Raw genomic sequence first — 25,917 nt, forward strand, 5'->3', positions numbered from 1 at the left:
GGGAAAAGGGCGATGAGGGCTGCCGCGAAGGCGAGTACCTGTTCTCGCGGACATGGACGGCCCGGTAGATCGTCGGCAACTCCTGGGACTGGTGCTGGGACGTCTACGACGCCGAGGTCTACGGCGCCTGCCGGGTGCTCCGTGGCGGTGGTTGGTTCGATGAGCACTGGAGTCGCCGGGCCTCCGCACGGCGCCGCAGCCACCCGACTTTCCAGGTCGACAACGTGGATTCCGCGTCGCGCGTTCGGTCGTGCGCTGGTCCGCGTCGTGTACAGCCCGCCCCGTGCGGGGTCGGTCCGGCGATAGCGTGATCCTCATGACGGCTGAAGACGAGGCGCTGGTCGGCGGGATGGTGAACACGGGGGCGGTCTTCCGCCGGAGGGATCTGGTGGAGCGACCGGCACCGCGCAACGCGCGCGCCCTGCATGCCCATCTCCTTGCGTTGAAGGAGCACGGCTTCGACGCGGCGCCGGTCCCTGTCGGTCTCACCACGGATGGGCGTGAGCAGCTGAGCTTCATTCCTGGCGACGTGGCTCTGCCTCCGTTCTCGGAGTGGGCGATGACGAGTGCTGCCCTCGAATCGGTGGGGAGCCTGCTGCGGCGTCTGCATGAGACCAGCGCGGCCGTCGTGGTCGACACCCGTGCCGAGTGGCCTCCGGACCTTGCCGACCCGGAGGGAGGAACGATGTTGTGCCACAACGATGTGTGCCCGGAGAACGTCGTCTTCCGCGACGGTCGTGCCGCGGCCCTGATCGATTTCGACTTGGCGGCCCCGGGCCGTGCCCTCTGGGACATCGCCATGACCGCCCGCTACTGGGTACCCATGCTCGATCCCGAGTCCGCGGCGGCTCTCTATCCCCCGGAACTGGATGCGGCCGCACGGCTGCGGATCCTTGCCGACGGCTACGGCCTCTCGGCGGGGGACCGCGCCGAGCTGCCCGGCGTCATCGAGCAGGCCACGGAGGTCTGCCGGGCCTTCGTCGCCCGCCGTGTGGCCGACGGAGACCCCGTCTATCTCCGGGCGTCGGCCGAGCGTGGTGGAGGGGAACGCTGGGACCGCATGCAGGCCTGGCTGGTGGACCACCGCAAGACGTTCACGGCTGCCCTGCTGAGCTGACCGGCCCGGGCGTCCGGTCGCGGTACGCCTGGTGGATCTGGTGAATGGTGCCGCGCTTGCCGTGACACGCGTCCTTCGTCGGCTTGTGACGGAATCCTGCACGGTGAGCTGCCGGTTCATCTGCCTGCGGTAGGTGGCATCGGCTGAGTCGGCCACCCGTAGCTGCCGCAGCGCCTGCATGTGCCTGCGTGTGTCGGTCCCCTCCTGGACGAATCGGCTTCCGACGTAGCGGTGTTCGCCGGAGACCCGGTTGGTTAGGGCCGAGTCCGAGGCGAGAGAAGCGCCAGCTGAGCCGTCGTCGCCCGTCCTGGGCGATACTCGTCCGCGCGGAACGGCTCTCAGAACTCTCGGGCCTGGCCCGCACTGACGTCCACGCGCGCCGGCGGCTCAATCGGTGGCTTCGTGACCGAGGGATGGAAGCGATGCTCCGCAGTCGCGCAGAGGACGACGATTGCGACGCCCTCCACTGCCTTGTCCGGCTGCCCTGCGAGACGAGCCGGATCGAGCAGGCACGCCGAACGGTTGCGGAGTTCGCTCCCGAGAATCAGTACGTTCAAGAGATCATCGCCGGTTTTGGAACGCCATCGAGCCGGGTCCAGTGACAGCGTCCGGCCGGCACTCGTAGGGCTGGAGGCCCGCACAGCGTTCTTGAGCCGGTGTCGTGTCGCTCGGGGCAGGGTATGCCCCGCCCCGGGTGGCACGAAGCCGACGAGACGGGGGCGGGGATGGGTCGCGGGAATGTGGACAAGGGCTGTCTGGCGCTCGGGCTGGTTTTTCTGCCCTTCGGGCTCGGGCTCGGGTATGTGCTGGTGGTGGGGGCCTGGCGGTTCGGGCGCTTCCTGTGGACCACGGGCGTGCCACGGCTTGCCCAGGGCGATCCGATGGCGTGGACCGCCCTCGGCATGGTCCTTTTCTTCGTCGCGGTCGTGGTTTTCATTCACTGGGACGCAGGCCGGGACGGCCCGAGCCCCCGGCCCGGCCGGGCGGTCCATCGAGGAGAGGACTGGTACTGGCAGCCCGATCGGATCGAGTACCCGCCGAAGCCGAAGGACACTTCCCGGCGCCCGCCCTCCCCATGACCCGCCCGTCCCCTCCTCTCGACGAGACGTGACAGCTATGGGTTAGTCACCGGCTGACAGTGGCCCGGATACGCCAAAGGCGTCCACCGTCAGGCAGATGCCATGCCGTGCGGAGTGGGCGCGGCACCGCTCGCATGCCGCCGGGCACGCACCGTGCGTTCCCCGCCGACGCCGCGGCTCCGAGGGGCGCGCGCCGCTCGTGCCCTACATCTCTGCCTGTGGGATACGTCGCGATCCGGCTGTGGGACGCGGCAGCCGTTCCGCGTCGTGGTTCCAGGGAGGCCGGAGTGGAGTGGAGCAGTGGTCAAGAGTTGTGGGTGGGCTGGTTCAGCTCTCGCTGCGGTGGTTGAGGCCGTTCCTGGCAGTGTTGCGGATCCGCTTGGTGCGGCCGAGTTCGGCGAGGATCTCGACGGCCTCGGTGTTCGTCCCGACGGCGCTCTTGGACTGGAGCCAGTCGGACGACGCGAGCAGGTCGTCCGGTCGCCAGGGCAGCTTGAGCGTGACAGCGCGGAAGAGTGACCACTCCTGCAGGCGCCGGGTCAGGAAGGGGTGGTCGATCGTGGCCCGGGTCATCGCCTGCGCCCACCCCTCGTAGGCGGGACCGGGGTGGAGATCTGCGGCTCGACGGTCCAGATGCCGCAGCACGGCGGACTGGGCCATGGTCTGGTCCGGATCGGTGAGCACGCGGCTGACCAGTTCGACCTCGCTCGGGTCGGCAACATGCCTCAGCCTGTCGAGGTAGACCGCGAAGCGGACGTGCTCGTCCGGGTTCTGCGGGATGTCGTGGACGTTCATGCGGCTCGCTTCTCGCGCTCGATCAGGACGCCGTTCTCGAATCGTGCGCCCGCACGGACCGCCGCCGACGCGCCACGTGCGACCCCGGGCTCATGATCGGCGACGGTGCCACGGGCCCTTGGCGGGCGCTCGCCGAAGTGTTCCCGGCCACCAGGCCGCAAGCCCTCCGTCCGGGCGATCAGCTCCTCGGTGCTGTCCAGACGGACGCCGGGCAGGACCAGGACGCACGAGTAGGGCCGGCCGAGCCGCGCCTTCGAGCTCGGCCGACAACCCGGCCATGTACCGGTCGGCTTCCGCTTCCGGCGCGACGGCCGACGGCTGGCGTTCGGCGTTCGGCGTTCGGCGTTCGGCGTTCGGCGTTCGGCGTTCGGCGTTCGGCGTTCGGCGTTCGGCGTTCGGCGGGCGCCTTCCCGCACGATCCCGTCGATCAGCCAGCCGGGCTGCGTGGAGCCGTCGTCGGTGACTACGCCGGGCACGGGCGTACCTTCCCGACCCGCGCTGCAACGCGGGCCTGCTCGAAGACCTTAAGGATCATTCGGGAAGGTACGCCCTCCGCATGCCCTCCCGGAACCGATCCACAAGTCCTGAGCATCGCTCGGTGAAGCGCCCGGGGCGCCGGTGTCGAGGTGGAAGGGGAGCTGTGGTGTACGGAGCGCGGGGCGGGTGGCGGGGACGAAGAAGTACGTGATCGATGGGGGGAGGTCCGCGAGGAGGACGATCACGACGCCTACGGCACCACCGGTCCCTACGGGCCGTGGGAGGCGCACCTCGATGACGTCGCCGGGCGTGCGGTGGCCCTGCCCTGCCCGAGTGTCTCGCAGGTCTGCCGGGGCAGGTGCGTGAGTGGTTGGACCGGCTCTGTGGCTGGAGGGGAGGAGGGGGTGTATGCGTACGCGACGATGCTGAGGGCCTACGGCGAACTGGAGGCGATCGTCGCCGAAACCGGCCCGCACAGTGATCCGGCCGGCCGTGGGGTCGCTGTGCCCGGCGGAGGGCGGTCGCCCTCCGCGTGTCGACGCCGATCTGTCTCCTGGCGGACGGCAGGGTTCGGCCCGGCTGATCACCGCAGGCACCGACGCCGTGGATGTGGTCGCCACCGTCGTCGGACGCGGACTCCCCCGATCGCGTCGGTCGCGGGCATGCTCGGCGCCCGCCCGGTCCTGCTTGATCACTACGCGGGCTTCCACCGGCTCCACATGCTGTCGGGAGCGCGATGCCGGACACTCCTGTTATAGGACCCGCATTGTTTCGCGCAGTCCGACGTGAGGGTGTTCGGTGTGCTTGACGTCCCGTTCTGGCTGTGGGGGGCATTCGCCGCGACGGTGGTCGTGTCGCTGGTGGTGGATCTGTTGGCCCATCGCACCGCGCACGTCATCGGTTTCAAGGAGGCGGCCGCATGGAGCGGCCTGTGGGTGGGCCTCGCCCTGATCTTCGGTGCGGTCGTCTTCCTCGTGCTGGGTACGACGGCGGGTACCGAGTACACGACGGCCTGGCTGTTGGAGAAGAGCCTGTCGGTCGACAACCTGTTCGTCTTCGCCGTGATCTTCGCGTACTTCAAAGTGCCCCGGGCTTATCAGCACCGCGTGCTGTTCTTCGGCGTCATCGGCGCGCTCGTCTTCCGCGGGATCTTCCTCTCCCTCGGCGTGGCCGTGGTCAGCCGTTTCACCGCGGTGCTGTTCGCCTTCGCCGCGGTGCTCTTCTACAGCGCCTACAAGCTCCTCAAGGACGAGGAGGAGAGTTTCGACCCGGGCAAGAGCTTCGCCGTGCGGATGCTCCGCAAGATCATCCCGGTGCGGGACGAGTACGCCGGGGCGAAGTTCTTCGTCAAGGAGGCGGGCAAGCGGGTGGCGACTCCGCTGCTCGCGGTGGTCGCCGCGATCGAGGCCGCCGACCTGATCTTCGCCGTCGACAGCGTCCCGGCCGTCCTCGCGGTCAGCGACGACGCGTTCATCGTCTACACCAGCAACGCGTTCGCCATCCTCGGCCTGCGGGCCCTGTACTTCATGCTCGCCGGGCTCCTGGACCGCTTCCACTACCTGAGCAAGGGCCTGGCGATCATCCTCGCCTTCATCGGCGTCAAGCTCGTCCTCCAGGCATCCCACAAGATGATCAGCCCCGACATCCCGGAGATCCCCTCCCCCGTCAGCCTCGCCGTCATCGTCGTCGTCCTGACGGGTTCCGTGGTGCTCAGCATCAAAAGGCCCGCTCCCGAGAGCGCCACGGAACAGGCCGGCGAACAACCGGCCGCTCCCCCGCCCCCGGGGCAGCCCGGCCGGCCGCCCGTGGCAGATGACCCTGATCCCCCTGCCGGTCCAACGGGTCGGGATGATTGACCCCCTCGCCCATGGCAAAAAGTCGGAAAACTTCCCTGCATGCCCATATGGACATACAGTAAAAATATGGTCAAAAAGAAGCTTGAAGCCGAAGCGTACGAGTGTCCGACCTGCAAGCAGTCCGTGCCGGTCGTACCGCACCGCCACAAGACCCTCGGCGTATTCGTCGCCGTACCAGGCCCGGGCACGTGTCAGAACCGCGACTGTCCCGACTACCGGCTGGACCCCAAGCACAAACACCCCCCGGCCCGGCATTGATCCGAAGCCCTTGGACGGCCGGGGTTCGTCCCCGCGGGTGCGCTGCCCGGCGTGGGCAGGCCGGGGCGTCACCGGGCGGTGAGGACGAAGCCGGCGGCGGCGACGCGGGGCTCACCTCGCTGATCAGTGCGCTCGCCACGCTCGGCCCGATCGCCGCCACCGCCACCTCATAGCTGTGTCACGAGACGGATACGCCGCCACCCCGCAACCAGCCTCTCCGGCAGGCTGATCCGATGCGCATCCGAACTGCCCCTCTCGCGGCCGCCCTGCTCCTCGGTCTCACCGCCTGCGGCACAGCCGACAACCCGCCCGCCACGCCCTCGGACAAGGGCGGCGCCGAAGCGTCGACCGCCTCACCGTCCACGAATGACGCCACCAGGACCGTGAGCCCCGAAGACCTCGCGAAGGCCCGAGAAGCCGCCGGCCTCCCGCCCGAGCCGACCGCCGAGGCCCGGCGGGCGGAGGTCAGAGCTTGAAGACCGCTCCGCGCCAGGTCCACCCCGCGCCGAGGACCGCGGCCCGCAGCGGGTCCTTCATGTCCGAGGTGTCGAAGCGGTAGGACTCCGTCGCCTGGAGGTCACCCTCGGGCCCCCGCTCGACCGATCGGCGCCATGACACCGTCTTGACCTGCCCTCGTGACCCTTCGGCCGACACGGCCGGCCTGGGCGTACCGCCGACCCACGAGATCTCGAACTGGCGATCGATGGTGCGGACTTCATGGGATTCCGGGACCAGGCGCATCCTGAACTGGGTGACCCGGCTCACCCGGGTGCGGGCGAAGAAGGTGTGCCAGGCGGGATCCGAGATCCGCCATTCCGCCACGAGGTCGGCACCTTCAGGGGCACCACCGCGCACGACGAACGGCACGTCCGGTCCGTTGAGCGCGAGCAGCGCTGCCCGGACCTCCTCCGCGGAGTGCGGGGCCGTACCGCAGTCGGGGTGCTCAGTTCCGGTCAGCCTGGCGAAGAAGCCCATCCGCCCAACCTACGAAAGCTCCGGCCCCGACCACAACACCTCCCCGCAGCGGGACCGGTCCCGCCCGGCCGGCGCCGTCGCGCGACCGTCAGGTCCTCACGCGCCGCGAAGCACGGTCACCCCGCCTCAAGGTCTACACCCGTTGCGCGTCCTGGGCGGGTGCCTGCGGGGGCCCGGTGTCAGGGCCGGGCCCCCGCAGGCTGTCGGAGGGCCGCGTCCAGGCGGTGGTGGTGATGCGCCTGACGGCTTCGCTCGTGAGCTGCCGGTCGTGCGGTGCGGTGTCGAGGGCGCGGTGAAGGGCGAGCCCTTCGACAAGTGCGTCGAGCTGGCGGGCCGTGTCGGCGTCGAAGTGGCGTTCCAGGAGTTGTCGGCTGCGGATCATCCACTTCCGTGTCAGTTCTCGGTACTCCGGACGCCGGGCCGCGAGGGTGTAGAGCTCGTGGGTGAGGATCAGGTCGCGCTGCGGTCCCTCGGAGAGTTCGTGGATGAGATCGGTGACCGCTTCGCGTGCCTGCTCGGCGCTGTCGGCCGCGTTCAGATGCCTCTCGAAGAGATCGGCGACGTGGCCGGCGAAGCGGGTGAAGGCTTCGCGGAGCAGTTCGTCGATGCCTTGGAAGTGGTAGGTCATCGAGCCCAGCGGCACACCGGCGCGGGCGGCGACCTTGCGGTGGGAGACGCCGGCGACGCCTTCGTCGGCGATGTGGTCCAGGACGGCGGTGAGGATGCGCTCGCGGCGCTGTGGGTCGGTGTGTCCGGTGCCCATGGGAGCCGGGGACCTCAAAGGTCCCGGACGGGCCGGGCGGGGCTGCCGACCGCGACGACGTTCGCGGGGATGTCCCTGGTGACGACCGATCCGGCACCGATGACGCTGTTGTCGCCGATGCTCACGCCGGGGCAGACGATGACGCCTCCGCCGAGCCAGACGTTGTCCCCGATGCTGATGGGGAGCGCGGCTTCCAGCTTGTCCCGCCGGGGCTGCGGCTCCAGGGGGTGGGTGGGGGTGAGGAGCTGGACGTTCGGGCCGATCTGGCAGTCCTCGCCGATGGTGATCGCCGCCACGTCCAGTGCGGTCAGGTTGTAGTTGACGAAGGTCCGGGCCCCGACGGAGATGTTGCTGCCGTAGTCCACGTACAGCGGCAGTCGCACCTCGATTTCCTCGCCCGCGAAGCCGAGCAGTTCGCCGAGGAGGGCCCGGGCCGCGCCGGGGTCGTCCAGGAATGCGGTCCGGTAGCGCTCGGCGAGCCGCATGGCGCGCCGCTGCCTCTCCGCGATCTCGGGATCGTCGGCGATGTAGAGATCGCCCGCGAGCATGCGCTCCAGGTTGGTGCGCGGGTCGTCGGCAAAGTGGTCCACCTTCATGCGTACGATCGTACGCCCCAGAAGGTACGTTCGTACATTCCGACCGCCGAAGAGAATCGGCGTCTCACCGCCTGCCGTGCGCGGACTCGTCAGCCCAGGTACCGCGCCACCGCTTCCTCGGCCTCGGCCACGTCCTCCGCCGCCCAGGCCACGTATCCGTCGGGCCGCACCAGGACGGTCGTCCGGCGGTCACCCGCCCGGTGCTTCACGGTCAGCCGCCCCCCACGGACGACGGGGCCTTCGTGCGTCCCGGGCGTGATCAGTACGAACCGGCCGCCGCGCAGCGCCTCGTGGAGCCGGCCGTCCTTGAGGGAGACGTCGGGGACGCGGGTGCCGGTGAGGCGGTGGGCGCCTCGGGGGGCGGGGTAGGCGTAGCCGATTCCGGTGACCCGGCCCAGGACCTTGCGCCGGGCGGGCGGGGTGACGCCGACGAACGCGGGGGCCAGAGCGCGGACGGCACGCGGCAGCGGATTCCGCGTGCGGGCCAGCCGGACCAGTGCGGCGCCTGGCGCTCGTCACTGTGGAAACGGGAGAGCCGGCGGGCGTCGTGCATGCCGTGGTCGGAGCCCAGGGCACGGCGGGTGATCTCCCTGACCTCGTCGGGGTCGAGCGGGGCGTCGTCGGGGACCTCGTTGCGGCGGTTCCAGCCCATGACCCGGTACCAGCCGTCAGCGAAGGAGGCGATCATCGCGAAGGCGTCGCCCCGGCCGTTGACGGTGAGGACTCCTTCGGGCTTCTCCGCCAGCCGGACATCGGCGAGGATCGGCGACTTGACGACGGAGGAACCGGGGAAGTCCAGGCCGATCGCCTCCCGCACGGCGCTCCGGTGGCCGTCGGCACCGACGACGTAGGCCGCCCGGCGGGTGACGACCGTTCCGTCCGCGCCGCGTACGTCGAGGTCAACCCCTTCGTCGTCCTGCCGCAGCCCCACGACCTCGCTCTCGTGAGCGAGCTCGACCCCGGCCTCCCGGGCCCGCCGCTCCAGGAGCCGCTCGACCTCGTACTGCGGGGTGACGAGCAGGAACGGGAAACGCGAAGGCAGGGTGCTCAGGTCGAGGGAGAGGCGACGGAAGAGCCGCAGGCCGGTGATGGTGTCGCCGGTGGTGAGGAGTTCGTCGGCGAGGCACGGTCGGCGAACCGTTCCGGGCCCGCCTCCGCGAGGGACGCGCGGGCCTCCCGCAGTGTTCGCCGCCCGGCCTCGGTCAGCACCACCGCGGCCGGTTCCTCGACCTCCGCCGGCGTTCTCCCCCTTCCGTCTCTTCCCCGCCCGCGATCGGTCGCGCCTCGTCCCGGGTCCCAGCCCCGCGTGGGGTCGGGTCACCGCCCGTTCAACCACATGCGTGGACCTCCCTCTGTGCCTGGCAGCGGAAGAACGGGCCGCTCAAGGCGACTCGTACGGGCATGGGCTTGCCTGCTCTGCCGTCCGTCACGGTCTGGCAGGTGTACTCCTTCAGCTCCCGCTCGACGGGGACGAGAACGGCCCTGGGAATGTTGTCGCAGCGCACGAGATCGGGCGCGTAATAGCCGTAGACGGCGTTGGCGGCACCGTCCCGGGTGAGGATCGCCGTACGGGGTTCAGCGCCCCACTTCAGGTCGTTCGGCGCGTCCGGCAGTGTGTAGACGAGGATGTCCCACTCGATCTTCAGACCCTCCCACGTGCTCACGCACATGGCCCGGGCCCCTTCCTTCGCCTTGAGGGACGCAGGGCACCGGGCCGTTGTCGTGCCGTCCGTGTTGGCCATGTCGAGAACCTTCTCGCGCAGGCCGAAGGCGACGGTCTCGTGGAAGGCGGCACCGGGTGGCGGCGACGGGTGCAGTCCGCCCGTCGGTTCCGGCACCGGCTTCACGATCTTCTGGGGCAGCTCCGAGAAGACGGGTTTCGGCTCGGAGTCGTTCTCCGCACCGGACCCGCAACCCGTGAGCAGCAGGCCGAGGAAGCCGGCAGCCGCGCTCATCTTCATGCGCATGACGGAAACAGTAGTGACACCGACCGGCCCGCCTTGCGCCAGGTACGAGGCGGCTTCGCGGGCGGCAACGGAGAACGTTCGTCGTGGGGTTTCGACGATCGACGCGGTCGAGCCGTCGTAGCGCGAGCAGCACGCCGCCCTCTGGAACAGGGGCCAGGGTCTTCGCGGCTGCCGGAGGCACACGGTCACGCTCCCGTGGTGGAGCCGGGGCGGATGATCATCAGTACGGTGACGGTGGCCCACAGCAGGTTGAAGACGCCGGTGAGCATGGCGAGCCGGCCCGGTCGCGGGGAGTCCGGCGCCGGCGCCGCGGGGAGACCCGTCACCTCGGCAAGGGCGCGGTCCTGGCCGGGCAGGATGAGCAGGGCCAGGACGCAAGCGGCGAGCGCGGTCAGCAGGATCGAGATGATCAGCCAGGCGTCGCCGAGGACGCCGAGGCCACTGGCCGTGGCGAAGCCGAAGAGGGGCACGGCCATGCCGATGCCCGCGTAGACCCGGCAGATGCGGTGCAGTGTCCGCAGGGTCGCCCGGGCGTCGTCGGCATCGACAGCGCCGAGAGCACGGCGCAGCGTCGCGGGGAACATGCTCGCGGCGACGGTGACGGGGCCGACGGTGATGATGGCAGCCAGGACGTGCAGGGACAGGAAGAGCTTGTTCACGCCTGGCGCCCGGGGGTGGTCCGGCGCTCGCCGGTGACCTTCGAGGACGGAAGGCGGCCTGCCTTGGAGGTGCCCCGGAGGGTGTCGCCGTCGACCGTCACGTCGAACGCCAAGTCGAGCCGCATGGGCTTGGTGATGGACTGCTTCCAGGTGAGACGGTCGCCGTCGAGGGCGATGTCGTCGAGCGGTACCTCCTCGCCGGTTCCATGGGCGACGCCGGTCAGAACGGCGTCCTGCTCACGGAGTTCGACGACGGCCTTCATTCTGCCGATGGGGGTGGAGACGGACAGGTCCCAGGTGCCTTTGACGGACATGTTCTTCCTGACTGTGTCGAGCGGATCGGTGGGGAGGCAGAAGGTCAGAGAGCGGCGGGTGCCGGAGCCTGGGCGCGCCAGACGGTGCCGCGCCGCTCGTGGGCGAACAGCTCCTCGACGGCGTGGGCGATACGCGGGCCCAGCTCGCGCTCCAGCAGGTACAGGCCCAGATCGAGCCCGGAGGTCACGCCGGAACCGGTGATCAGGTCGCCGTCGTCGACGACACGGGCGCGAATCGCGTGGGCGCCGGTGGCGTCCAGCATGTCCAGGCCCAGGTGATGGGTGGTGGCGTGACGCCCTTCCAGCAGGCCCGCCATGGCCAGGACGAGGGAGCCTCCGCAGACAGTGGCGACCGTGATGTCCGGGTCGGCCATCGCCCGCTCGAGGAGTGCGGGGAGCTCGGTGGTCAGTGTGCGGCCCAGCAGTATCGGGATGAATTCGTCCTGCTTCCACTCACCGGCGCCCGCCTCCCCCTCCGGAACCTCACCGGCGCCCACCTCTTCCTCCGGAACCTCGCCGGGCTCCCCCACACGGCCGGAGGCGCCGGGCACCAGAAGCATGTCCGCCCGCTCCAGGTCGAGGGCGCCCGCGGCGCGCAGCGCCAGTCCTCCGGTGCCGCTGATCACCTCTCGGGGGCCTTCCGCGGAGACCAGCTCAACGGTCACCGCACCGTCCGATGCCATACCGCCGGCGTACAGCACCTCGTAGGGGGCGATGACGTCGAGCGGGTCGAAACCGTCGAACAGGACGACTTGGATGTGCACGGGCGTTCCTTCGGGATCGTTTTCTCTCCGACGCCCTGGAGTCAACCCTCTGCCGATCCGGCCGGACAGTGGCATTAGTGACGGCTTTCAACGGAAAATCGCCATGGCCTTCCGAGAGCGCGAAAAGCGCCGTGAACTGGGGCTGCGCAGGTACCGGTTCCACTTCTTCGATCCGTGGGGAGGTAGGTTTCAGCCGTGCACACAGTCGCCGTTCTCGCGCTGGACCAGGTGATCCCGTTCGACCTGACCACGCCGATCGAGGTCTTCTCGCGGACCCGCCTGCCCGACGGACGGCCCGGCTACCAGGTCCGTGTGTGCGCCGAGCACGACGAGGTCGACGCCGGGGCCTTCGCCCTGCGTGCCCCTTGGCGCCTGGAGGACCTCCGGGACGCGGACACGATCATCGTGCCGGGCGTCACCGATGTCACGGCTCCGCTCTCCCCCGCCGTGCGTGACGCGCTGCGGGCGGCCGCCGCCGAAGGCACCCGGATCGCCTCCATCTGTACCGGCGCCTTCCCCCTGGCCTCCACCGGGCTCCTCGACGGGCTGCGCGTCACGACCCACTGGCAGGCGGCCGGACTGCTGGCCGCCCTCCACCCGGACGTCGACGTCGATCCGGACGTCCTCTACGTCGACAACGGCCGGTTCCTCACCTCGGCCGGCGCGGCCGCGGGCCTGGACCTGTGCCTGCACATGATCCGCCGGGACTACGGCTCGGCGGTCGCAGCCGACGCCGCCCGCCTGTCGGTGATGCCGCTCGAACGCGAGGGCGGGCAGGCACAGTTCATCGTCCACGACCACACCCCCACACCGCAGGGCTCCGAACTGGAAACGCTGCTCGCCTGGCTGCGGGAGAACCTGGCCCGCGACCTCACGCTGGCCGACATCGCCACGCGGTCCGGGACCAGCACCCGGACCCTGATCCGGCGGTTCCGCGACCAGACCGGCACCACCCCGCTCCAGTGGCTCCACCGGGCCCGCATCCGCCAGGCACAGCACCTGCTGGAAACCACGGACCACTCCGTGGAGCGCATCGGCGGCCAGGTCGGCTTCGGCTCTCCCACCACGTTCCGCGACCGCTTCAAACGCACCACCGGCGTCAGCCCGCAGACCTACCGGCGCGCCTTCAGCTGAACCGGAGGTCGAAGCGACTGCTGACCGGCGTCAGCCGGCGGAACACCGGCTGGGCATACGCCACCACCACCGCCGCCGTCCGGCCGCGGCGCCGGCCGAACCGTGGAGGTGCCGGTCAGCGCGGTACGGCCTCGCGCAGGTCCCACCACCGGTCGTCCCACCGCCACCGTCCGGCGGAGTCGCGCTCGGCCCAGGTGTGGACGAGTCGGCCCTCGTCGTCGCCGAGGACGAGTTCGACGTGTCCGTTCCAGCGCGAGGTGCCGTCGAGCCGGGTGTACCGGCCCGGCGGCGGCACGGGGAAGGGGCCGGAGGCCAGTCCGCCGGGACGGAGGACGCAGTGGTCGCCGCTGAGGACGACCAGGGCCTCGTCGGGCAGCGGCACCGCGGCGCTCACCGGGGCGTGTTCCTCGTCCAGGACGCGGCGCCAGCGTCCGGTGGCGGCGCCCGGGCTGTACAGGAGGGTGCCCGACCGGTCGACCGCGGCGAGGGCGCCGCAGGCCACCCCGGGCCGTACGGACACCAGGCCGGCGGGGGCGCCGGGCAGCGGCGACCAGGACGCCCACCGTCCGTCCTCCTCCTGCCCGCGCTGCCAGGTACCGCCGTCCCGGTCGACGGCGTACAGCCGGTGCGGGGTCCACGGGGCTCCGGTGGCGGCGATGTCGGTCAGCGGGGCCGTGCCGGGCGTCGGCCCGTCGTCCTCCCACGCCGACCAGTCCCCGGTCGCCACGGCGGTCTTCGGGTCCGCGGTGAGTTCCCGTCGCCACAGCCGCCCGTCGCGGCCGAGGAGCCACAGGTACTGCCGGTACGGCACGGGGGACCCCACCGCCAGGGCGCGGGCGGGGGCGGGGGCGTCCATGCCGTGCCATCCGCTCCAGCCGTCGTGCACGTTCCAGCCGTGACACAGACCTCGGGAATCGGCGGCGAAGACCTCCAGGTGGGGATCGCCGTAGGAGGCCACCGCGAGCGTCGCGTACGGAAGCAGGAGGGTGGGGGCGAGCGGCTCCGCCGTCGCCAGGTCGCGCAGCCGCCGCGCGGCCTGCCGGGCGGTCGGCCGGTGCCGGGGGTCGGGCGACAGCAACTCCCTCACCAGGGAAGCCGTCACGGGGTCCGTGCCGGTGTCCACGAGCGCGTCCACGACCTCGCCCGCGAGCCGCAGCGCCTCCTCCTCGCGCGGTACGGCGAGACGTGAGGGAAGCCTTCCGAGGACGCACTGTCCGAGGACCATGCCGAGGGACCACACGTCGTCGGCGGGCCGCACCTCGCGCGGTCCTGGGCCGGGCGCTCGAAGGCGCTGCGGCGACATGTAGGAGGGCGTGCCGCCCAGGTCCCACGCGACGGTCTCCCGCAGGGCCGTGGCCACGTTGAAGTCGGCGATCTTCCACAGACCGCGACAGCGCACGATGTTGCCCGGCTTCAGGTCCGCGTGCACCAGGCCCCGGCCGTGCACATGGTCCAGAGCCTCGGCCACACCCGCGAGGACGGCGGCGGCCTCGTGGGGCGGCAGCGGGCCGGCTGCGTCCAGGTGGTCACCGAGCGCGCGGTCGCCCAGCTCCATCACCTGCACCAGACAGCCGGCGAACGGCCCTTCCGGCGCGAGGAAGGCGTCGACGTACGCCACCGCGTGCGGGCACCCCATCAGTCGTTCCTGGATCCGGATCTCGTCCAGCGCGCGCCGACGCTGCTCCGCGTCTCCCCGGACGTGGTAGATCTTCACCGCCCGGTGCTCGACGTGCCCGTCCAGGCCCGGCCGCACCCGTCGGGCGGGAAACACCCGCGCGAACTGTCCGCTTCCCAGCGGAGCGGCCTCGTCGACCAGCCATTCCCCCACCCGAGTCTCAGTCACGGCGGGACAGTACACCCGGGGAGGGCCGGTCAGAACTCCGGAGACGTACCCGTACCCGGTGAGCCTCACGGCCGGGACCGGACGCGCGCACCTCGTCGTACGTGCCCTTGCCGTATTCGCCCTGCGGTGGGAGCGCACGCCCGTACCCTCCACCACGACAATGACACTGCCGGATCCTCCGCCGTCGTGCGCAGCCGGGAGGAACGTTTCGGCGTGTGTGTTGTCGGTCTCGGGTTCAGCACCCTGCACCTCGGCGTCGCCGCACCCCCGGCCACGCTCGACGACGCCGTGGCCGTTGCCGCGGAGCACTTCGCCTTCTGCCCCGACGTCCTCCGGCAAGGCACGCGTTCCACCTTGGCCGCCTACGCCGAATCCCTTGTCGGCCTGAACTGCCGGGAATTTTGGTGGGACTGAGATTCGACCGTCTCGAAGGCGAAGCGATCCTCAGCATCACCTGGAACGCCTACCGGGCCACCACCGGCAGCGAACTGCCCCACACGCCGTCCACGGCCCGTCACCCCGACCCTGATCCCGAAATGATCGAGGCTAGGCTCGGGACATGTCTGGTCCGACGTTGGTGATCGAGTTGGCGGAGCCGCTCTCCCCGGCCGTGCTGCGGGAGTTCCGCGCGTTGATGGTGGAGCTCTCCTCCCACTTCGACGAGAAGCGGCCCGGCTTCTTCGACGTCAACGTGCCCGCGGAACGACTGGGCGTCGAGGACGGGCGGGAGGAGGACCGGCGAAAGCCGTTCCCGCTTCCGCTCCTCGACGACACCTCCGCGGACGAGGGGCTCACGGCTCTGGTGGGCTTCGACCCGCAGCGTGAGGACTGGCGGCGGCCTTTCCACGTGTACTTGATGGGCCCGGGCGTGGGCGACGAGACCACCTTCGAGGCCGAGCACGCGGACGAGCCCGAGGTGGAGGCCGTCCTCGGCTTCAGGCCGACCCATGCCGTCAATGTCAGCGCCGGCTGCAATCGCGAGATCGACCACGTGGCCACGGCCCTGCTGACCGCCGCCGTCATGGACGTCATCGGGGGCGTGGCCAAAGCCGAACTGCTGGACGGACAGGTGGCGGTCGTCGCCGGTCTTCCGGGGGTGCTGGGGATCGCGGACGACGACTGGATGGTGCTGGGAACGGCGGAGTTCTTGCGGGCCTGGGCCGAAGACCCCGCCTTCCGGCTGGTCAAGTAGCCCGGGCGGATCTGCTGTGGAGGCGGTGCCGTGACCGGGAAGTACGGCTCCGGCACCTCGTTGGCGCCGCCCGGCTTGGTTGCGCGGTCGCGGTCGCGGTCACGGTCGGGCGATGTTTCCGGGTCTTGGCTCCACGAGCTCCTACGCGACCCAGCAGTAGACGCTCTGGTTCCGGCGCCGGGCGCTGCTGACGAGATCGGCCAGATCGCCGATGATCACGCCGGCGATCTGGGTGTCGATGTCCTCACCGTCCTCCGCACACAGCCGAGCCCACGAGGCGGCGACGTCACGCAACCCGGAGTGCCCGGCGTCCACGAGTGCGGCGGACAGGCGGGGCGAGAGCGCGAAGACGACGCACCCGTCGTCGTCCTGGCCGGCGACGATCCGGGGCTCGCCGGCTTCGACGAGTTCCTCGAAGCTGCCGCCGACCAGGAGGCGTTCCCATTCGACCACGGCCTCTTCGGGATCGAAGTTGCCGAAGGAGAGCGACTCGAACGCCCGTCCCGGCCAAGTCCGGAGGGCCAGACCCGCCGACGTGTCGTCCGGCGCCACGAAGAACTTCACGATGGTGCTCACCCGGGCATCATGCCCGACCGCCCGCAGCCATGACCGACCGGGCGAGTCCTAGAAGACGCCGCCGTACTGGGACTCCGCGAGGGCGGCGGCGCGCTGGTCGCGGAAGTTCGCCACGTACGCGTCGTGCATCTCGGGGCCGGCGTACTTCAGAAGCGTCTCGTCGTTGGCGGTGAGCGCCAGACCGGTGTACGGGTGGCTGCCGGTGAAGACCAGCTTCTGGTCCTTCACGCCCTTGTACGAGCCCTCGATCAGCAGGTACTTGGTGTGGGTGGCCGTGCCGGAGACCCCGGGTGCGGCCGGGTTCGTCACGTCGTCGTTCTCCAGGCGGTGGAGGGAGATCTTCCCCTTCGCGGTCGACCGCGTCAGCCAGTACGCCGTCTCCCGGTGCGTGCCGACGGCCGAGTAGTCGGAGAGCTTGCCGTAGACGACGTCGACGTAGCAGCCCGCGTCGGCGAGCTTCCACAGCTTCTCCGCCACGGCCGGTCGCGAGATGTGCCCGTTGGCGATGCGGATCACGGTGCGGCCGTCCGCCGTGCCGTGGCCCGGGGTGTTCCCGTGGCAGACCGGGGCGGTGGTCCCGTCGGCGTTCGGCACACGGGTCTCGACCATGCTCAGGATGTTCTCGACGACGTCGGTCGAGGAGCGGGGGAAGAAGTAGCCCTTGGCCTGCCCGGCCTCCACGTCGATCGCCAGGTCGCTCACCGTCTTCGACCCGTCCGGCTGGGCCTGCGAAGCGGCCATCAGGTCGAAGTAGCGGACGTAGCCGGCGTGCAGGGCGGCGTTGTCGGTGACGGTCATCGCGTCGTTCCAGCCGGACTCGCGGTCCCACGTGGTGAGGTTGCCGGAGGACTGCACCACGATGTTCTCGACCACCGCGCCCGTGGTCGGCGAGCCGCTGCCGGTGGAGCGGGAGAAGAGGAAGAACTTGTTGTGGTTCACTCCGCTCGTCCCCGCGGCCAGGCACGGCCGGCCCGCCGCGCACACCCGGAACCACGACGTCTGGCCGGGCGCGGACTGCGTCGCGAAGGCGGCCTGGAACTTGTCCCGGACCGTCTTCCCGGCCGTGCCCATCCACGCCGCGCTGATGCTGGTGTCGTCGACGAGGACCTGCACGTTCACGTTCCGCTGGTGCGCCTTCACGAGCTGGTCGGCCAGCCAGGACGACCCGAACGCGTACAGGGATATGCGGATGGTCGATCCGCCGGGGGCGCCGTTGACGAGGCGCCCGAGGTGGCTGAGGATCGCGCCCTGCTCGGCGGTCGTGCCGGACGGCTTGTTGAAGACGACACCGGTCTTCACGTACGTCTCGTCCTGCGCGGTGGCGGACGGCGCACCGGCCGCGAGGAGGCCTACGGTGAGGAGGGTGGCGAGGAGTCTTTTCTTGATCACGGCCGCCACCATACTGCCGGACGCGCGGGCCGCCGCGACGCGCCGAAATCCACGGGACCCCGGGAATCCGCAGCCCGCGCTCATGTCGCCGACAAGGCAGGTCGATGCCGCGCCGCAAGTGACCGCGTGCGGGCAGGCGGTCACGGCCGTTGACTCGTGCCGGGCGATCCGATCGGTCAAGTCCATTGCGGAGTAAAGGAGTTCGCTGGTCAGTACTACGGCGTTGTGGTCGGTGTCCCGACCCGTGGCAGCGGTGACGTGGCTGTGGGGTGGATCGCCGTGGAGTGCGGTGCGGCAGCGATGTGGGGTGCGGGAAGGCCTGCCGGGGCTTCGGTCCGATCGGGGTTCCACGCGCAGGGCCCCGGTGAGGCCCACGCGTCGAGGAGGGCGCGGTGGGAGCGTTCGTCCACGGCCGGACCGGCGTGCCTCGTCCCACTGACATAATCCGGTCATAAGCGGGGGCCGGTCGATCGGTCCCGGCAGTCGACCGCCCGCAGGAGGGTGCACCCGTGACCGCACACGAGACGACCGACCGCCTCCTCCTCGGCTGCATGGGCCTGGGCGGCAGCTGGGACGCCTCCCCTTACGTCCCCGCGGACATCGACGTCGCGGAGGCGGCGATCGAGGCCGCGCTGGAGAGCGGGATCACCGGGTTCGACCACGCCGACATCTACCGACACGGAAAGGCCGAGGCGGTCTTCGGTGAGGTCCTGGACCGTTCGCCGGGGCTGCGCGAGCGGATCACCCTCCAGTCGAAGTGCGGCATCCGGCTCGCCGACGGGGACCGGCCCGGCATGTACGACCTGCGCAGCGCGACCATCGTCCGGAAGGTCGAGGAGAGCCTCGCCCGACTGCGCACCGACCACCTCGACATGCTCCTGCTGCACCGCCCGGACCCGCTCGCCGACCCCGCCGACGTCGGGGCCGCCCTCGAGTCCCTCCACCGGCAGGGGCTGGTGCGACGCTTCGGCGTGTCCAACATGAGCGCGCCGCAGATGGCCCGTCTCCAGGCGCACCTCGGCCTGCCGCTGGCGGCCAACCAGCTGGAGATGAGCCTGCTGCGACGTGACTGGCTGGAGGACGGCGTCCTCGTCAACACACCGGCCTCCGCCGCGAACGGTTTCCCCACGGGCACGGTCGAGCACTGCCTGGCCCACGGCATCGCCCTCCAGGCCTGGGGCCCGCTGGCCCAGGGCCGCTACAGCGGGCGGCCTCAGACCGAGGAGGACCGGGCCACCGCCGCGCTCGTCGCCGAGCTCGCCAAGGCCAAGGACACGACGCCGGAGACGATCGTCCTGTGGTGGCTCCAGCGCCACCCGGCTCGTATCGCCCCCGTCATCGGTACGACCAACCCGGCCCGCATCCGCGCCTGCCGCGACGCCGCGAGCACGACGCCCGAACTGACCCATGAGGAGTGGTACAGCCTCTGGATCACAGCCCGTGGGGCGGCTCTGCCGTAGGGGCGTTCACCCCGGCCGGGTGGTGGATTCCCGCTCCTGGAGGGCACGGGCGCATCCAGGAACCGGCGACGGGCCTCCCCCGCCTGACGTGCAAGGATTGCGACGTCACGCAGGTGACGATCTTGAAAAAAGGGGGGCTTGCACGCTCATGTTCCATCGTTCCGCCCGCATACTCTGCCGCGGCTCGTCGAAGGCCGCGGAGACCGTCATCCGGAGCGCCGGTCCCGATCCCGTGGAACGGACCGGTTCCGCCGTGCTGCCGCGGTCCGGAGACGAGGGCCTCGCGTCATGCCGCTGACTCGCCGCACCGTTCTGGCCGCCATGGCCACGGCTCCGGTCCTCACCTCTGTCGAAACCGCGCGGGCACACGCCGGTCAGGCTCCCCTCGCCACCGGCGTCGTCGCCGAAAACCGGCCGGGATACGGCCTGAACGCGCGAAACAGGTTCGACCTGCGAGCCGAACCCGTCGATCTGTTCGGCCGGGAGATCCGGCTCAAGCAGGGCACGGTGCACCAGCAGGTCGCCTTCGACCCGGTCACGGGGCTGGCCTACGTGACGCAGGTCATCAGCGACGGGCGCCGCCTGGCCGACGAGCCGGCGGCGGTTCCCGGCGCTGACCGCGGCCGCCGGGGCGACCTGTGCGTCAACGAGGTCGCCCCCGACGGCAGCGTGCGTGCCGTCATGTACCTGAGGGGTGTCGGTCACGGCGGCGGACTCGGCGTCGAGCACGTCGACGGCCGTCCCGTCCTGTGGCTGGAGACCGACGCGGAGCCGGTCGCCGACGGCTTCACGTACGGCAAGCGCATCGGCCGCGTCGCGTTCGCTCCGGACGCCGTCGTCGATGCGGGGAGCGACCTGATCGAGGTGTTCGACCCCGTCCCGGGCTCCTCCCACACGACTCCCTCCCTGGACGTCGACCACGGCCGCATGGGGGTGCGCCACAGGTCCTCCGGCAAGGACGAATACCGCGTCTACGACCTCGACGCCTTCAAGCGCCGTGTCTTCACCCCGCTGTACAGCTTCCCGTGCCGCTACCGCACCCAGGCCTGGTGTCTGTACGGGGACCTCGTCCACCAGAACGAGGGCAGTGCCTACAGCACGGCCAACCCGCGCCCCGGCAACTCCTGGTGGAACGTCTACGACATCACCACCGGTCTGATGATCGAGCGGAGCTTCAACACCACCGCTCTCGACCTGTCCCACCGCGAGACCGAAGCCATCACCGTCCGCACCACGCCGAACGGGCCGCAACTCGTCTTCGGCTTCGCCACCAGAGAATCAGGACCGCGCCACATGGCCCTCTACGGCATCACCGGCACCACCGACGGAACCGGCGACCACGTCCCGTGGACCGATCTGGAGTACGACACCGGCGTCTACGCCCCCAACGCCTCCTCCTACATCCCGCAGTACCGTCAGCTCGGCAATCGCGTCTACCTCCACCTCCGGCTGTCGCACAAGAACAGCACCCCGTGGACCAACGGCGAGACGATCCTGACCCTCCCGCCGCACATCCGCCCCCACCGCACGCAGGGCATGGTCGGTCAGGTCACCGGCTCCGGGATCTCCGATTCGCTCACCATCCGCTGGGAGGTCCAGACCGACGGTGCGCTGCGCATCTACGACCAGCGCGGGTTCACCGGCTGGATCGGACTCGACGCCGGATACTTCATCAGCTGAATCCTTTCGGACGCCGGTCTCTCGCTCACTCGGCTCCGCCCTCGGCACAGCGGTGACCACCGCCCTGGTCACCGCCCCCGACTGGACGGGCTCCGGCTCCCTCGGGGCCGGGTACCCGTCCCTGCCACGCGAGTCCCACCGATGAGTTTCCGGAGCGGGACCGGTCTGCACGGGCATGAAGACTCACACACTCGAGACAGCCGGCGCGGACCTCGTCTACGACGTTCGCGGGCCGCTGCCGACCGCGGACGGACGCCCGCCGCTGTTCATGATCGGGCAGCCCATGGACGCCGGCGGCTTCGCCGCGCTCGCCGCGCGCTTCCCCGAGCGGACCGTGGTCACCTATGACCCGCGCGGGCTCGGACGCAGCACCCGCAGGGACGGGCGGGACGATCACACGCCGCAGATCCAGGCCGACGACGTGCACGCCGTCGTCGAGGCCGTCGGGGCCGGACCGGTCGAGGTGTTCGCCAGCAGCGGCGGAGCGATCACCGCGCTCGCGGTCGTGGCGGCGTATCCCTCGGACGTGACCACCCTGGTCGCGCACGAGCCGCCGCTCATCACCCTCACGCCGGACGGCCCGGCGGCCGTGCGGGCGCGGGCCGGGGTCCTGGAGGCCTACGAGAAACGCGGATGGGGGGCCGGGATGGCCGCGTTCGTGGCCATGACCTCGTGGGAGGGAGAGTTCACCGACGCGTACTTCGCACAGCCGCAGCCCGATCCCGCCGCGTTCGGCATGCCCGCGCAGGACGACGGCTCGCGTGACGATCCGCTGCTGTCCGACCGGTCGTGGGCGGTCAGCGGCTACCGGCCGGACACCGAGGCGCTCGCCGCCGCGCCGACCCGCATCGTGATCGCCGTGGGCGAGGAGTCCGAGAACGTGCAGACCGGGCGCACTTCCGTCGCGACCGCCGAGCTCCTCGGACAACGGGTGACCGTGTTCCCGAGCCACCACGGCGGGTTCTGCGACGGAGAGTTCGGCTATCCGGGAAAGCCGGACGAGTTCGCGCACCGACTGCGCCAGGTCCTCGACGGTGCTTCGTGAGCCGGTCGCCGGCCGACTAGTTCCCTCGCCCCGGGGGCTCCGGCCCCGAGCACCATGCGCGTGCAGGGCCTGCTGCCCATCGGCAGCAGGCCCACGGATGTGCGGGTGCGGGTGACGGTGTCCGGTGTCGACGGGACGTCGCGGAGGGTTCAGCCGAGGAGTTCGGTGATGCCCTCGCGGTAGGAGGTGACGGTGAAGTCGGGGAAGCGCGCGGTGAATTTCGAGGTGTCGAAGATGTTGTCGCCGCGGTAGCGCGGCAGCAGCTCCTCGACCTCTCCGAGCGGTTTGACGAAGCGGCCGCCGAGGGTGAAGACGGCCAGGGGCAGCACGGTGTGGCGGATCCGGCGGCCGGTGATCTCTTCGGCGACCTGGACGAGTTCGGCGTAGGTGAGGCGGTGGGGGTCGATGGGCAGGTGCCAGGTCTGGCCGTAGGCGTCGGGGGTGTTGCCGATCAGGGCCATGGCCCGGCTGGCGTCCGGTGTCCAGATGAGGGACCGGACGGTCTTCGCGCTGACGGGGACGAACGGACGCCTGCCCGCCTTGATGCGGTCGAAGACGAGCGAGTTGGTCAGGCTCTTGGTCTTTCCCGGGCCGTAGAACTCCGGTGCCCGGCAGATGACGGCGTCGACCTTCCCTGCGGCCATCGCTTCCAGCAGTGTCGTCGCGATCCGCGCGCGCACCCGGCCCTTGCGGCCGTTGGGTGCGAAGGCGGTGGACTCGGTCTGCGGGGTGGTCGTGCCGGGGTACATGTAGGTGTTGTCGAAGAAGACGAGCTTGGTGCCGTGCTTGGCGCAGGCGTCGATGACGTTGCGCATCATGACGGGGAACTGCCGCTCCCACAGCTCCGAGTCCATGGGCAGGCCCACGGTGAGGTAGGCGACCTCGCTGCCTTCGACGGCCCGGTCCGTCGCCTCGGGGTCGGTCAGGTCGGCCTTGACGAGCTGGTCGGTGTCGTGGATCTTCACGGGGTTGCGGCTGACCAGCCGGATGTCGCGGGTGAAGCTGCGGTACAGCTCCCGGGTGAGCTCTTCGCCGATCGGACCGTTGGCGCCCAGAACCGTGTGCATGGAATGGATCACTCTTTCGTGTCTGCTTGTCTGCTTGTCTGCTGTTTGTCTACTTGATGCCCGGAAGCCGCTTGAGGATCTTCAGGCCCGCGGTGACGAGGCGGACGTAGGAGTCGAGGTGGTCGTTCTTCAGCGCCGCCAGCAGGTCGGACGGCGCCGATGGGTCCGTGCCGGGCGGGCTTGACCGCGATGCCGACGGCGGCCTCGGTGGAGAAGTCGATGCCGCACACGTCGTAGCGGAAGAGCAGGACCGACACCAGACCGCACCCGGGAGCGATCCGCAGCGGTTCGAGCTCGCGCGGGAGCCGCCGCCGGACGGCGCGCACGGGGGCGATCATCGTCAGCCGGGCGTTCGACATCGCGTAGGAGGAGTTCGGCGTGAGGGTCGGTCCGATCCTCGACCGCACCTCCACCTTCGGCTGGTCCCTGAAGAACCCCACTCCGGCCACCCGGGGATTCTTCGCCACCTCGTCGAGGTCGGTCCGCATCCGGTAACGGTCGAACGGACCACCCGCCGGAACGCGCACCGTACGCCCGCCCAAGGTGACCTCGACCGTGCCCTGGGGGCCTGCGGCCTGCGTGTCGTCCATGACTGCCGCTCCCGTCCTCGCCCTCGTTCCCGGGCGCCCGCACGACAACCGTACACCCAAATGTTTACAATGCTTACTTCTGTGGGGGACGCCACCGTCCGGCTCGGGTCCCGGTCACCGTCGTAGATCCGTCATTGCCGCGGCGTTCCGTGCCCGCATCGCGACCCGGGCGGCCGCGGCCGGTCAGCCGGAGGGGAGGACGGTGTCTTCGCCGTGCCGGGCCTCCACGAGGAGGAGGGCGACGTCATCGGGGTCGTCGGGCCGGCGTATGAGGTCGACGAGCTGGACGCAGGTGGCGTCGAGCGACGGGCCCACGGAGCCGAGGGCCCGCAGGAGGAGGTCGAGGCGTTCGTCGATGGGGTCGTCCCGGGTCTCCACGAGACCGTCGGTGTAGAGCAGGAGCCGGTCGCCCGTGCGCAGGAGGAAGTCGACGGTGTCGAAGTCGACGCCGCCGACGCCGAGCGGGGCTCCCGGGGGCAGGTGCAGCAGCCGGGGCCGGTGCCCGGGGCGGACGAGGACGGGCGGCAGGTGTCCGGCGTTGGCGATGCGGCACCGGCCGGTGCGGGGGTCGTAGGCGGCGTAGAGGCAGGTGGCGATGTAGTGCTCCAGGCCCTGGGTGAGCCGGTCGAGGTGGTGGAGGACCTCGCCGGGGGGCAGGTCGAGGGCGGCGTAGGCGCGGGCGGCGGTGCACAGCTGCCCCATGGCCGCGGCGGCGTCGATGCCGTTGCCCATGACGTCACCGATGACGAGGGCCGTCTTGTCGTCGGCCAGGGGGACGACGTCGTACCAGTCTCCGCCGACCTCGTTGGCGGACTGGGCCGGCTGGTAGAGGGAGGCGATCTCCAGGCCGGGGCGTTGTGGCGGCGCCGGGGGCAGGAGGCTGCGCTGGAGGGTTTCCGCGGCGGTGCGCACGTTCTGGTGCCAGCGGGCGTTGTCGATGGCGACGGCGGCCCGGGCGGCCAGTTCCCGGGCGAGCAGGACGTCGTCCTCGTCGAAGGGCACGGGGTTGCGGACGCGCAGCAGGTCGAAGGCGCCGAGGATCTCCCCGTGGGCGATGAGGGGGACCGCGAGGTAGGAGTGCGCGCCGGCCCGGGCGAGGGTGTCGGCGGCTTCCGGATCGCGGGCAATGCGCCGCAGGTCCCGTGCGTCGCAGTGGGCCACGAGGACGGGCTGCCCGGTGTGCACGCACCGGGCGATCAGCCGCTCGGGGTCGTAGGCGACGATCTCCCCGACCGGGTCGGCCGCGGCGGTGATGTCGCTGGGGAAGGCGGAGGTGACGGCGAGTGCCCGGAACGACTCCGCGCCGTCTCCGTTCCGTGCGGGGGCGCGGCAGGACAGCACGTCGTCCAGGATGTCGACCGCGGCCATGTCCGCGAGGTCCGGGATCACGACCTCCGCCAGCTCCCGGGCGGTCCGGTCCACCCCGAGGGTCGTGCCGATCCTGGCGGAGGCGTCGGCGATCAGCGCGAGCCGTCTTCTGGCCCGCTCGGCCTCGGCGGCGACCAGATGCCGCTCGGTGACGTCGACGACCGAGGAGGCCACCCCGATCACCCGCCCCGCGGGCCCGTGGATCCGGTAGTACGACACCGACCACGCGTGGTCGTGATCGGGATCGGCACGCGTACGGCTGACGATGTACTGGTCGATGAGCGGCGTGCCGGTCGCCAGCACGTACCGCAGCGAGGACTCGACCGTCTCCACTCCGTCGTAGCGGTGGATGTCACGGGGACGGCGGCCGATGTGCTCGGCGGCCGGCACTCCGTTGATCCGCTCCAGCGCCGGGTTGACCAGGCGGTACCGCATGTCGGCGTCCAGCAGGGCGAACCCCACCGGCGCCTGCGACACCAGCTGGTCCGAGAACGCCAGCCGGCCCTCCACGTCGTGCAGCGCGGCCTGGTCGACGGCGATCCCCAGCGCGTACACGTCCCCCAGGTCGTCCTGCAGCCGTACGTTGCGGAACTCCACGAGCCGGGTCGTGCCGTCCCTGTGCAGGACGGGGAACGTCCCGGCCCAGCTCCGCCCGGTCCCCATCACCGTGGCGAACAGCTCCACCGCCCGGTGCCGGTCCTCCTCGGCGAGCAGGAGCCGTGCCGCGTACTGCCCCAGCGCCTCCTCGGCGGTGTGTCCGAAGGTGTCGGTGGCCTGCGGGCTCCAGAACACGATCCGGCCGTCGACGTCCACCACGACAGCGGCGACGTTGAGGAAGTCCAGCAGACTCCCCGTACCCCGTCGGCCCGCGTCGGTGCCGGTCACGGCGGCCTCGGGACCACCGGCTTCGGGCGGTACGTCGTCGGTCATCGCACGCTCCCTCCGCGCCCGGA

General features: G+C 70.8%; 24 protein-coding genes and 3 pseudogenes. 11 read left to right on the plus strand and 16 right to left on the minus strand.

What is annotated here, in order from left to right; genetic code table 11:
* Positions 1–68 precede the first annotated feature (68 nt).
* The 3 genes and pseudogenes from ACWGSR_RS31810 to ACWGSR_RS31820 all read left to right on the plus strand — a co-directional run.
* Positions 69–250 (plus strand): annotated as a pseudogene (locus tag ACWGSR_RS31810) (SUMF1/EgtB/PvdO family nonheme iron enzyme); the annotation flags it as partial.
* A gap of 66 nt (positions 251–316) precedes the next feature.
* Complete coding sequence (locus ACWGSR_RS31815) at positions 317–1,117, plus strand: aminoglycoside phosphotransferase family protein (protein WP_453571717.1); 801 nt, start codon at positions 317–319, stop codon at positions 1,115–1,117.
* Between the two features lie 740 nt (positions 1,118–1,857).
* Complete coding sequence (locus tag ACWGSR_RS31820) at positions 1,858–2,196, plus strand: hypothetical protein (RefSeq protein ID WP_453571720.1); 339 nt, start codon at positions 1,858–1,860, stop codon at positions 2,194–2,196.
* Positions 2,197–2,523: 327 nt separating this feature from the next.
* On the opposite strand, the gene ACWGSR_RS31825 is transcribed toward ACWGSR_RS31820, so the two are convergent.
* Positions 2,524–2,991: a hypothetical protein gene (locus tag ACWGSR_RS31825; RefSeq protein ID WP_453571723.1), complete on the minus strand. Its 468-nt coding sequence runs from the start codon at positions 2,989–2,991 to the stop codon at positions 2,524–2,526.
* Positions 2,988–3,467, minus strand: a complete 480-nt coding sequence (locus ACWGSR_RS31830) for a hypothetical protein (protein WP_453571804.1) — start codon at positions 3,465–3,467, stop codon at positions 2,988–2,990. The genes ACWGSR_RS31825 and ACWGSR_RS31830 overlap by 4 nt, the downstream gene beginning before the upstream one ends.
* Positions 3,468–4,268: 801 nt before the next feature.
* Between ACWGSR_RS31830 and ACWGSR_RS31835 the strand changes: the two genes are divergently transcribed.
* Both ACWGSR_RS31835 and ACWGSR_RS31840 read left to right on the plus strand, forming a co-directional pair.
* A complete protein-coding gene (locus ACWGSR_RS31835) occupies positions 4,269–5,324 on the plus strand; it encodes a TerC family protein (RefSeq protein WP_453571726.1) in 1,056 nt (351 codons plus the stop codon).
* Positions 5,325–5,815: 491 nt separating this feature from the next.
* Positions 5,816–6,058 carry a hypothetical protein gene (locus tag ACWGSR_RS31840; protein WP_453571729.1) on the plus strand — a complete coding sequence of 81 codons (243 nt, stop codon included), beginning with the start codon at positions 5,816–5,818 and terminating at the stop codon, positions 6,056–6,058.
* Here the strand turns inward: ACWGSR_RS31840 and ACWGSR_RS31845 are convergent.
* From ACWGSR_RS31845 to ACWGSR_RS31880, 8 genes and pseudogenes are all read right to left on the minus strand, one after another.
* Positions 6,048–6,557 carry a hypothetical protein gene (locus tag ACWGSR_RS31845; protein WP_453571731.1) on the minus strand — a complete coding sequence of 170 codons (510 nt, stop codon included), beginning with the start codon at positions 6,555–6,557 and terminating at the stop codon, positions 6,048–6,050. The two genes, ACWGSR_RS31840 and ACWGSR_RS31845, sit on opposite strands and share 11 nt — an antisense overlap.
* A gap of 133 nt (positions 6,558–6,690) precedes the next feature.
* Complete coding sequence (locus tag ACWGSR_RS31850) at positions 6,691–7,320, minus strand: TetR/AcrR family transcriptional regulator (RefSeq protein WP_453571734.1); 630 nt, start codon at positions 7,318–7,320, stop codon at positions 6,691–6,693.
* 14 nt (positions 7,321–7,334) lie between these two features.
* Positions 7,335–7,916 carry a sugar O-acetyltransferase gene (locus ACWGSR_RS31855; protein ID WP_453571737.1) on the minus strand — a complete coding sequence of 194 codons (582 nt, stop codon included), beginning with the start codon at positions 7,914–7,916 and terminating at the stop codon, positions 7,335–7,337.
* Between the two features lie 89 nt (positions 7,917–8,005).
* Positions 8,006–9,039 (minus strand): annotated as a pseudogene (locus ACWGSR_RS31860) (FAD-dependent monooxygenase); the annotation flags it as partial.
* A gap of 205 nt (positions 9,040–9,244) precedes the next feature.
* Positions 9,245–10,072, minus strand: coding sequence for a hypothetical protein (locus ACWGSR_RS31865; protein ID WP_453571740.1), 828 nt, complete (start codon positions 10,070–10,072; stop codon positions 9,245–9,247).
* Positions 10,069–10,542, minus strand: a complete 474-nt coding sequence (locus tag ACWGSR_RS31870; RefSeq protein WP_453571743.1) for a DUF2269 family protein — start codon at positions 10,540–10,542, stop codon at positions 10,069–10,071. The genes ACWGSR_RS31865 and ACWGSR_RS31870 overlap by 4 nt, the downstream gene beginning before the upstream one ends.
* On the minus strand, positions 10,539–10,856 hold the full coding sequence (locus ACWGSR_RS31875) for a hypothetical protein (protein WP_376236744.1): 318 nt from the start codon (positions 10,854–10,856) through the stop codon (positions 10,539–10,541). Before ACWGSR_RS31875 ends, ACWGSR_RS31870 begins: the two co-directional genes overlap by 4 nt.
* A gap of 44 nt (positions 10,857–10,900) precedes the next feature.
* Complete coding sequence (locus ACWGSR_RS31880; protein ID WP_453571747.1) at positions 10,901–11,620, minus strand: DJ-1/PfpI family protein; 720 nt, start codon at positions 11,618–11,620, stop codon at positions 10,901–10,903.
* Positions 11,621–11,815: 195 nt separating this feature from the next.
* On the opposite strand from ACWGSR_RS31880, the gene ACWGSR_RS31885 reads away from it, so the two are divergent.
* A complete protein-coding gene (locus ACWGSR_RS31885; protein WP_376236740.1) occupies positions 11,816–12,754 on the plus strand; it encodes a GlxA family transcriptional regulator in 939 nt (312 codons plus the stop codon).
* Between the two features lie 115 nt (positions 12,755–12,869).
* On the opposite strand, the gene ACWGSR_RS31890 is transcribed toward ACWGSR_RS31885, so the two are convergent.
* Positions 12,870–14,597 (minus strand): protein kinase domain-containing protein, encoded by a 1,728-nt coding sequence (locus ACWGSR_RS31890; RefSeq protein WP_453571751.1) that lies wholly within the window; start codon positions 14,595–14,597, stop codon positions 12,870–12,872.
* A 126-nt stretch (positions 14,598–14,723) separates the two neighbouring features.
* Between ACWGSR_RS31890 and ACWGSR_RS31895 the strand changes: the two genes are divergently transcribed.
* Both ACWGSR_RS31895 and ACWGSR_RS31900 read left to right on the plus strand, forming a co-directional pair.
* Positions 14,724–15,011, plus strand: coding sequence for a DUF4253 domain-containing protein (locus ACWGSR_RS31895; RefSeq protein WP_376328300.1), 288 nt, complete (start codon positions 14,724–14,726; stop codon positions 15,009–15,011).
* Positions 15,012–15,156: 145 nt separating this feature from the next.
* A complete protein-coding gene (locus ACWGSR_RS31900) occupies positions 15,157–15,789 on the plus strand; it encodes a DUF6368 family protein (protein ID WP_453571754.1) in 633 nt (210 codons plus the stop codon).
* Positions 15,790–15,930: 141 nt separating this feature from the next.
* Here ACWGSR_RS31900 and ACWGSR_RS31905 read toward each other — a convergent pair whose 3' ends face one another.
* Both ACWGSR_RS31905 and ACWGSR_RS31910 read right to left on the minus strand, forming a co-directional pair.
* A complete protein-coding gene (locus ACWGSR_RS31905) occupies positions 15,931–16,365 on the minus strand; it encodes a hypothetical protein (protein WP_453571757.1) in 435 nt (144 codons plus the stop codon).
* A gap of 48 nt (positions 16,366–16,413) precedes the next feature.
* Positions 16,414–17,754, minus strand: a complete 1,341-nt coding sequence (locus ACWGSR_RS31910; protein WP_453571760.1) for a phospholipase D-like domain-containing protein — start codon at positions 17,752–17,754, stop codon at positions 16,414–16,416.
* A 509-nt stretch (positions 17,755–18,263) separates the two neighbouring features.
* Here ACWGSR_RS31910 and ACWGSR_RS31915 point away from each other — a divergent pair.
* The 3 genes from ACWGSR_RS31915 (at position 18,264) to ACWGSR_RS31925 (ending at position 21,939) form a co-directional block, all read left to right on the plus strand.
* Positions 18,264–19,214 (plus strand): aldo/keto reductase, encoded by a 951-nt coding sequence (locus tag ACWGSR_RS31915; RefSeq protein ID WP_453571762.1) that lies wholly within the window; start codon positions 18,264–18,266, stop codon positions 19,212–19,214.
* Positions 19,215–19,502: 288 nt separating this feature from the next.
* Entirely contained in the window at positions 19,503–20,894 is a 1,392-nt protein-coding gene (locus ACWGSR_RS31920; protein WP_453571765.1) for a phage baseplate protein, read from the plus strand.
* Between the two features lie 175 nt (positions 20,895–21,069).
* Complete coding sequence (locus ACWGSR_RS31925) at positions 21,070–21,939, plus strand: alpha/beta fold hydrolase (protein ID WP_453571767.1); 870 nt, start codon at positions 21,070–21,072, stop codon at positions 21,937–21,939.
* 149 nt (positions 21,940–22,088) lie between these two features.
* Here the strand turns inward: ACWGSR_RS31925 and ACWGSR_RS31930 are convergent, their stop codons facing one another.
* The 3 genes and pseudogenes from ACWGSR_RS31930 to ACWGSR_RS31940 all read right to left on the minus strand — a co-directional run bounded on the left by ACWGSR_RS31930 (position 22,089) and on the right by ACWGSR_RS31940 (position 25,894).
* Positions 22,089–23,006, minus strand: coding sequence for an NAD-dependent epimerase/dehydratase family protein (locus ACWGSR_RS31930; protein WP_376236718.1), 918 nt, complete (start codon positions 23,004–23,006; stop codon positions 22,089–22,091).
* A gap of 103 nt (positions 23,007–23,109) precedes the next feature.
* Positions 23,110–23,596: pseudogene (locus tag ACWGSR_RS31935) on the minus strand (acetoacetate decarboxylase); the annotation flags it as partial.
* A gap of 183 nt (positions 23,597–23,779) precedes the next feature.
* Entirely contained in the window at positions 23,780–25,894 is a 2,115-nt protein-coding gene (locus ACWGSR_RS31940) for a SpoIIE family protein phosphatase (RefSeq protein WP_453571771.1), read from the minus strand.
* Between the last annotated feature and the right edge of the window lie 23 nt (positions 25,895–25,917).

The sequence above is a fragment of the Streptomyces sp. NPDC055632 genome, assembly GCF_053618675.1.